Raw genomic sequence first — 5,073 nt, 5'->3', positions numbered from 1 at the left:
GCAACCGGATACTTCTTCTGCGACGACATGGCACCCCCGCCCGGCCGAAGTGAAGCGACGAGGGGAGGCTGCCCGACCGTCAACTCCACCAATCAGAGCCACACTTAGCAGCGACAATCTACTAGTGCCGCAGCACTAGAAGACGACCAGGGCCCGGCCGCCCCTGCCCGCCAGCATGTTCTCGAAGGCCGCCGGGATGCCGTCCAGGGAGATGCGTTCCGTCACCAGCGCGCTCAGGTCGAGGCGGCCCGCCCGGATGTGCTCGGCCAGGACCGGGAGGTCGCGGGCCGGGTCGGAGTTGCCGTAGACGCAGCCGGAGAGGGTGCGGCCCCAGTGGAAGATCTCCAGGGCGTTGAAGGTGACCTGCTGGTCCTTGCCGCCGATGCCGACGACGGTGGTGCGGCCGCCGCGGCGGGTCGAGTCCCAGGCCGTGCGGATGGTGACCGCGCGTCCGGCGCACTCCACCGCGACGTCGACGCCCTGCTTGCCGGTGAGGCCGCGGATCTCGCGGGCGGTGGTGTCGGAGGCGACGACGTAGTCGGTGGCGCCGGCCGCCCGGGCCAGCTCCTCCTTCTCGGCGGACACGTCCACCGCGACGATCTTCGAGGCACCGGCGATCCGGGCGGCCTGGAGGGCGGAGAGGCCCACTCCCCCGACACCGAACACCGCTACCGTCTCGCCGGCCCGGACCCGGGCCGAGTGGTGGACGGCGCCGTAGCCCGTGAGGACGGCGCAGCCGAGGAGAGCCGCGTCGGTGAGCGGGACTCCGTCCGGGACCGGCAGGACGCAGGACGCGGAGACGACCGTCTCCTCGGCGAACGCGGCGACGTTCAGGCCGGGGTGCAGGTCGGTGCCCTCGGTGGTGCGGGCGTAGACGTCGGCGGCGCCGCTGAGGGCGTTGGCGCACAGCCACACCTCACCGAGCGAGCAGGCGTGGCAGGCGCCGCAGGACGGGGCCCAGTTGAGGACGACCCCGTCGCCGGGCGCCACGTGGCCGACGCCCTCGCCGACGGCGACGACCGTGCCGGCGCCCTCGTGGCCGAGGACGGCGGGGACGGGCACGCGCATGGTCCCGTCGGACAGGGACAGGTCGGAGTGGCAGACCCCGGCGGCGGCGAGCCGGACGCGGACCTGGCCGGGTCCGGGGTCGGGCAGGTCGATGCCGGTGATCTCCAGCGGGGAGCCGATGGCGGGCAGGACGGCGGCGCGGACAGCCATGACGGAAGGGACTCCCTGACTAGAACTGGAGGGACTTGGTCTGGAGGTACTCGGCCAGGCCGTGCACGCCGAGTTCACGGCCCACGCCGGACTGCTTGTAGCCACCGAAGGGCGCGAGCGGGTTGAAGCGGCCGCCGTTGATGTCGACCTGGCCGGTCTCCATCCGGCGCGCGAAAGCCACCGCTTCGGCCTCGTCACCGGCCCAGACGGCGCCGGCCAGGCCGTACACCGTGCCGTTGGCGATGCCCAGGGCGTCCTCCTCGTCCTCGTACTCCAGGATCGACAGGACCGGGCCGAAGATCTCCTCCTGCGCGATGGTCATGTCCGGCGTGACGTCGGCGAAGACGGTGGGGGCCACGAAGTAACCCTGCTCGCGCGGGGCTTCGGGGCCGCCGGCGACCAGGCGGGCGCCCTCCGCGACGCCCTTCTCGATGTAGCCGCGCACCCGGTCCTGCTGCTTGGCGTTGACGACCGGGCCGATGCGGTCGCCGTACTTGGCGGCGGCGGCAGCGGCGAGCTCGACGGCCTCGTCGTACCGGTCGCGGTGGACCAGCATCCGCGTCCAGGCACTGCAGGTCTGCCCGGAGTTGGACATGACGTTGGCGACGCCGACGTTGACCGCCTTGGCCAGGTCGGCGCTCGGGAGGATGACGTTGGCGGACTTGCCGCCCAGTTCGAGGGCGACCTTCTTGACCTGCCCGGCGGCGATCGCGGCGATCTGCCGGCCGACGGCGGTGGAGCCCGTGAAGGAGACCAGGTCGACGCCGGGGTGTTCGGCGAGGGCCTGTCCTGCGACCGGGCCGAGACCCGTGACCAGGTTGAAGACGCCCGCCGGAAGCCCGGCCTCGTGCACGGCGTCGGCGAACAGCCGGGCGACCAGGGGGGTGTCCTCGGCGGGCTTCACCACGACCGTGCAGCCGGCCGCGAGGGCCGGGGCGACCTTGGCGACGATCTGGTGCAGCGGGTAGTTCCAGGGCGTGATCGCGGCCACGACGCCGACCGGCTCCTGGTGCACGACCGAGTTGCCGGTCTTCTCCTCGAAGGCGTACGTCGCCGCAAGCTCGGCGTACGAGCCCGCCACCGCGATCGGCACGCCGGCGTGGACGGCCTGCGAGAACTTCAGCGGCGAGCCGAGTTCGGCCGTGACGGTCTCGGCGATCTCGTCCGCGCGGGTCACGAGCACGTCCCGCAGGGCGGCCAGGCGCGCCGCCCGCTCGGCGGGCGGGGTCGCGGCCCAGTCCGCCAGGGCGGCGCGGGCGGCCCGTACGGCGGCGTCGACGTCCTCGGCGGTACCCGCCGGGACCGTGCCGATGACCTGCTCGTCGACCGGGTTCACGACCTCGATCACATCCTGGCCGGCGGCGGGGCGCCAGGCGCCGTCGATGTACATGCCGTCGTGTGCCTTCATCGCGCTTCCTCCGGGGCGGGGCGTCGTCGTCCGACACATAAACTAGCGACGATAGTTTTCTGGCGCCAGACGTCCCGGGGTGCCGGGCCCCGGATGCCGGCCCATCACAGCACGATGCGGGTCCCGTTCAGGTGTGCCGCTCCTCACTCCCCCAGGTCGGGCAGGCGCGCCGGGTGCGGGCAGATGCGGTCGCCCTGCTGGTCGAAGACGAAGAGGTGGGCGAGGTCGACCAGGAGCGGCACCTGCATGCCGTGGCGCAGGGCCAGGTCGGGGGTGGTGCGCACGATGAGGTCCCCGGGCAGGCGGGCGTCGGCGGTGGCGCTGGCGGGGTTCCGGCCGTCCTCGGGGGTGTCCAGGGCGACGACGGGTCCGGCCCGCCCGGCCGCGGACCGCTCCCGCAGCCTCGTCAGGACCGAGCCGTCGCGGCGCCGTCGCCGGGCGGGACGGCCGGGGCGGGGACGCGGGGCCTCCAGTTCGGGGATGACGGCGGGACTGGAACCGGTGTTGAAGTGGACCAGGATCTCGTGCCCCTGGAACTCCACGTGCTCGACCAGGCCGGTGATCGGCACCTCTCCGGGGCGGGCCGCGCTGTGCTTGGCGATCCGGACGGCCTCCGAGCGCAGACCGACGATGACCTCGCGGCCCTGCTGGACGCGCAGCAGCTGATGGTCCAGGGAGAGCGGCTCGGGCAGGCGCAGGAACTGCTTGCCCAGGCTGATGGTCATCGCCCCGTCGAGCGGGGCACGCACCAGGCCGCGCAGCAGGTTGATGCGCGGGGTGCCGATGAACGCGGCGACGAAGACGTTGCTGGGCAGCGCGTAGACCACGCGAGGGCTGTCGACCTGCTGGAGCACACCGCCGCGCAGCACGGCGACCCGGTCACCGAGCGACATGGCCTCGGCCTGGTCATGGGTGACGTAGATCGTGGTGACGCCCAGCTCCTGGGTGAGCCTCGAGATCTCGGCCCGCAGATGGGTGCGGAGCTTGGCGTCGAGGTTGGACAGCGGCTCGTCCATCAGGAACGCGGAGGGGTGGCGGGCGATGGCCCGGCCCATCGCGACCCGCTGGCGTTCGCCGCCGGAGAGCTGGGCGGGCAGGCGGTCGAGGAGCTCCTCGATGCCGAGCATACGGGCGGTGGCGTCGACACGGGGGCGGGGGTCCGCACCCGGATCCTCGATGCGCAGCGGGAACCCGATGTTCGCGCGGCTGGTCATGTTCGGGTACAGGGCGAAGTTCTGGAAGACCATCGCCATGTCCCGGCCGGACGGCGGCAGGTCGTTGGCGTACTCGCCGTCGAGCAGCAGTCTGCCCTCGTCGATCTCCTCCAGCCCTGCGATCATTCTGAGCACGGTCGACTTGCCGCAGCCGGACGGGCCGAGCAGCACGAGGAACTCACCGGGCGTGATGTCCAGCGACAGCCGGTCCACCACGCGGGCGCCCCGCGTGTAGGACTTGCTCACGTCGTGCAGGGAGATGGCGCGTGTCATGGGGTGCCCCCGAGGGGTCGTCAGGGCGCTGGTGCTCCGCGGTGGGAAGCCCCGTGCGGGTCGTACGAGGCTGTGGGTCACGGAAGTTAACGGAATGTGTGCGGCCGGGGGAAGAGACCGGACAAGATCGGGGGCTTCGGTCCATCTGGTGAGAAGGCCGACGGTCCGGTCAGGCCGTCGGCCGGGAGCGGTCCGGGTCAGCGGTTGCCGGTGAGGTGGGCGAAGACGACCACGTTCCCGGAGTAGCCCTTCCCGCGGTCGTAGCTGCCGCCGCAGGTGATCAGGCGCAGCTCGGGACGGCCCCGGGCGCCGTACACCTCCTGGCTGGGGAAGCGCGCCTTCTCGTACGACTTGATCTTGTCGACCGTGTAGACGGCGATCCGCCCGTCGGCGCGGCGGGCCTCGACGATCCGGCCCCGTTTCAGCTCGGGCACCCCGGCGAAGACGGCCGGTCCGCTGTCCGTGTCCAGGTGTCCGACGGCCACGGCGGTTCCCTGCTCGCCGGGCGAGGCACCGTGCCGGTACCAGCCGACGAGCTTGGGATCGTTGTCCGGCGGTGCGGTGAGGCGGCGGTGGCAGTCGAGGCCGAGGCCCATGACCGGGGCGTCGAGGGCCGAACCGGCGCCCCGGGTCCCGGGGCCGGCGGCAGCACCCCGTCAGCCCCGCAGAACCGCCGCAACCCCGGCCGCTCCGCCGCGCCTCCCCGACAGCACATCGGCGGAGCCGAACCCGGAGCCGGAACCGGCGCCACGCCGAACCGCCGAGGCGGCGCCGTGTCCGGCAGCACCGCCTCCACGCCGAACCGCCGACCCGGCGTCGGGCCCGACCGCGTCCCCGCCCTGCCCCGGCCTGGCGGAGCGATCCGCGGAACGTGCCTTACGCGGCGCCATCGGGGCGGCGACGGAGCCGGAACCAGACCGTCCCGGCGACGGCGGCCAGGCCGACCGCGGCCGCGCCGGT

At 73.1% G+C, this 5,073-nt stretch carries 3 protein-coding genes and 1 pseudogene; all 4 read right to left on the bottom strand.

Annotation, left to right across the window (positions count from 1 at the left end; translation table 11 throughout):
• Window positions 1–135: 135 nt before the first annotated feature.
• Complete coding sequence (locus ABZ281_RS37370) at window positions 136–1,218, bottom strand: Zn-dependent alcohol dehydrogenase (protein ID WP_356662484.1); 1,083 nt, start codon at window positions 1,216–1,218, stop codon at window positions 136–138.
• Window positions 1,219–1,237: 19 nt separating this feature from the next.
• Window positions 1,238–2,626 carry an aldehyde dehydrogenase family protein gene (locus tag ABZ281_RS37365; protein ID WP_356662483.1) on the bottom strand — a complete coding sequence of 463 codons (1,389 nt, stop codon included), beginning with the start codon at window positions 2,624–2,626 and terminating at the stop codon, window positions 1,238–1,240.
• 143 nt (window positions 2,627–2,769) lie between these two features.
• Window positions 2,770–4,113 (bottom strand): ABC transporter ATP-binding protein, encoded by a 1,344-nt coding sequence (locus ABZ281_RS37360; protein WP_356662482.1) that lies wholly within the window; start codon window positions 4,111–4,113, stop codon window positions 2,770–2,772.
• A gap of 197 nt (window positions 4,114–4,310) precedes the next feature.
• Window positions 4,311–4,712: pseudogene (locus ABZ281_RS37355) on the bottom strand (class F sortase); the annotation flags it as partial.
• Window positions 4,713–5,073: the final 361 nt, after the last annotated feature.

Source organism: Streptomyces sp. NPDC006265, assembly GCF_040613555.1.
GTDB lineage: Bacteria > Actinomycetota > Actinomycetes > Streptomycetales > Streptomycetaceae > Streptomyces.
Note: the sequence above shows the minus strand (reverse complement) of the source record. Positions and strands in the feature narration are given on the sequence as shown.